This is a genomic window from Cellulomonas sp. P1_G12_2, from assembly GCF_056405535.1.
On the sequence record NZ_JBFUBX010000015.1, the window covers coordinates 1 to 1,812 of the forward strand.

At 69.5% G+C, this 1,812-nt stretch carries 2 protein-coding genes and 1 pseudogene; all 3 read left to right on the plus strand.

What is annotated here, in order from left to right:
• Window positions 1-257: pseudogene (locus AC1DXT_RS20785) on the plus strand (glucose-1-phosphate thymidylyltransferase); the annotation flags it as partial.
• The gene (locus AC1DXT_RS20790; RefSeq protein WP_477063174.1) at window positions 254-1,495 is read left to right on the plus strand and encodes an acyltransferase family protein; all 1,242 of its coding nucleotides are present in this window, start codon (window positions 254-256) and stop codon (window positions 1,493-1,495) included. The pseudogene AC1DXT_RS20785 and the gene AC1DXT_RS20790, both read left to right, overlap by 4 nt.
• Before the next feature lie 6 nt (window positions 1,496-1,501).
• Window positions 1,502-1,812: sugar phosphate nucleotidyltransferase (locus AC1DXT_RS20795; RefSeq protein WP_477063175.1), on the plus strand; the 311-nt coding region annotated here is incomplete at its 3' end.

The window sequence follows — 1,812 nt, forward strand, 5'->3', positions numbered from 1 at the left end:
GCAGGGGCCGCCTCCAGGTCGAGGTCCTGCCCCGCGGCACCGCATGGCTGGACACCGGCACCTTCGACTCCCTGCTCGAAGCCTCCGACTACGTCCGCACCATCGAGCACCGCCAAGGACTCAAGGTCGGCTCCCCCGAAGAGGTCGCCTGGCGGCGCGGCTTCCTCACCGACGACGCCCTGCGCGAACGCGCCGAGAAGCTCGTCAAGTCCGGCTACGGGTCCTACCTGCTCGGACTGCTCGAGACCGAGCGGTGAGCGCCGCCAGCCCGCTCGAGGTCGTCCCCGGCCCGCCACGCGGACGGCTGCGGCCCGCCACCGCCCTCCAGTGGGGCTCCGCCCAGCTCCACCCCCGCCGCAACGGGCTCAACCTGCTGCGCCTGATCCTCGCCCTCGTGGTGCTGGTCAACCACTGCTGGACCCTGTCCGGGCACGGCGAGGGGCCGCTGATCGACGGCGTCAACCTCGGCCGGTGGGCGGTCTACGGCTTCTTCGCGATCAGTGGCTACCTCATCACGGGCAGCCGCCTGGCGAAGCCGCTGAGCGCCTACATCATCCACCGCACCGCGCGGATCTTCCCGGCGTTCTTCGTCTGCCTCGTGGTCACCGCGTTCGTCTTCGCACCCATCGCCTACTGGCACGCCCACGGAAGCCTGGGCGGCTTCCTGACCACGCCGACGACACCCGTGAACTACGTGCTCGGGAACGCCGGACTGCGCATCGTCACCTGGGACGTGGCGGGGACGCCGACGGGCGTCCCCTACCTCGGCGCCTGGAACGGCTCGTTGTGGACCCTCTACTACGAGTTCCTCTGCTACCTGATCATCGCCGGGCTGTGCTGCATCGCGGCCTTCCGGCGCCGCGTCGTCTGGCTGGCCCTGACGTTCGCGGCGGTCGCACTGCTCAACTTCCAGATGCCGGCGGCGTCCCTGTACACGCAGAACAACCTCGACGTGGTCATCCTGGGGAACCTGCTCCCGTTCTTCCTCGGCGGCGGGCTGGTCTACATGCTCCGGCGCAGGATCCCGTTCACGTGGCCGCTCGCACTGGCCGCCCTCGTGGCCTCGGCCGTCGCCATCAAGGTGATCGACGGGAGCGCGGCGCAGATCGTGGCGCCGCTGCTGGCCTACGCGATCCTCTGGCTGGGGGCCGTGCTGCCGTGCCCGGACCTGATCCGACGCCACGACGTCTCCTACGGGGTCTACATCTACGCGTTCCCCGTCCAGCAGCTGCTGGCGACCTTCGCCCTGTTCCGCTGGGGTGTCGCGGTCTACGTCGTCCTGACCATCGCGGTCACGGTGCCGCTCGCCGTCGCCAGCTGGCTCGTCGTCGAACGCCCGGTGATGCGTCGCGCACGCGCGATCACGACGATCCGCGTCCCCGAGGCAGTGGCGTTCGACGCCGCGGCACCGACCGCCTCCCTGGACCTTCCGTCTGCAGTCGCCGACGTCGACGACAGCTCGCGCACGAAAGCAGTCGCGGGTACGGCAGACTAGGCGACCATGCGCGGAATCATCCTGGCGGGCGGTTCGGGGACTCGACTGCACCCCATCACTCTCGGCGTTAGCAAGCAGCTGGTCCCGGTCTACGACAAGCCGATGATCTACTACCCGCTCTCGACCCTGATCCTGGCGGGCATCCGCGACGTGCTGGTCATCACCACCCCGCACGACGCCGACCAGTTCGTGCGCCTGCTCGGCGACGGCTCACAGTTCGGCATCTCCATCACCTACACCGTGCAGGCCGAGCCCAACGGGCTCGCCCAGGCGTTCGTGCTGGGCAAGGACTTCATCGGCAACGAGCCGGCCGCCCT